Source organism: Arthrobacter arnarulunnguaqae (assembly GCF_051262515.1).
Lineage (GTDB): Bacteria > Actinomycetota > Actinomycetes > Actinomycetales > Micrococcaceae > Arthrobacter_N.
Genome location: NZ_JBIMER010000040.1, coordinates 1 through 612 on the forward strand (window position 1 = coordinate 1; position 612 = coordinate 612).

Sequence of the window (612 nt, forward strand, 5' to 3'; positions counted from 1 at the left end):
TCCTGCGAGCAGCTGGTCGGTGAGCGCGTCGGTGCGCAGCTGGTCCAGGGTCCGCTCCTCCGGCGTCCCGTCCGGGTCCGCGGGGGTGTCCTTGAGGATTTTCGCCTGTCGGTCCAGCCGGTCGTAGATCGCCTCGGCCGTCGCCGAGGTCAGCGCGGCGGTGAGGTAGGCCATGCCGTTGTTCCCGGGCTCCACGCGCACCCACCGGTCGTCCTTGGCCTTCTTGGACCGCTTCCCGAACGACACGGGATCGTACTTCTCCAACAGGGCCTTGCCCTTTTGCCGCACCGACGCCGGGCTGCGGCCCGCGGCGTAGTCCAGGAGCCTGCCCCCGAGCTCGTTCCGGCCCGCGTGCACCGCGCGTTCCTCCGCGTCGACCCGACGCATCCATTCCTCCCGCGCCGCCGGGTCCTTCGACTCCGGGACCGGGATGGGCCGCGGGACGATGCGCAGGACCTGCTCGGCGATCACCGCGACGTGGGAGGGATCCACGGTCCCCCCGGTGAGGGCGTGGAGGGTTTCGGGCAGGTCGGTGGACAGGACCTCGGCGTGGTTCAGGCACTGCTGGGCGACCTCGGAGGGCACCGCCCGGACCAGCGCGATCTGGGTGAC

General features: G+C 71.7%; 1 protein-coding gene. It reads right to left on the minus strand.

Annotated features, from left to right (window positions below):
• On the minus strand, positions 1-612 hold a 612-nt coding region (locus tag ACHAAJ_RS15575), incomplete at both ends, for a DUF222 domain-containing protein (protein WP_435729157.1).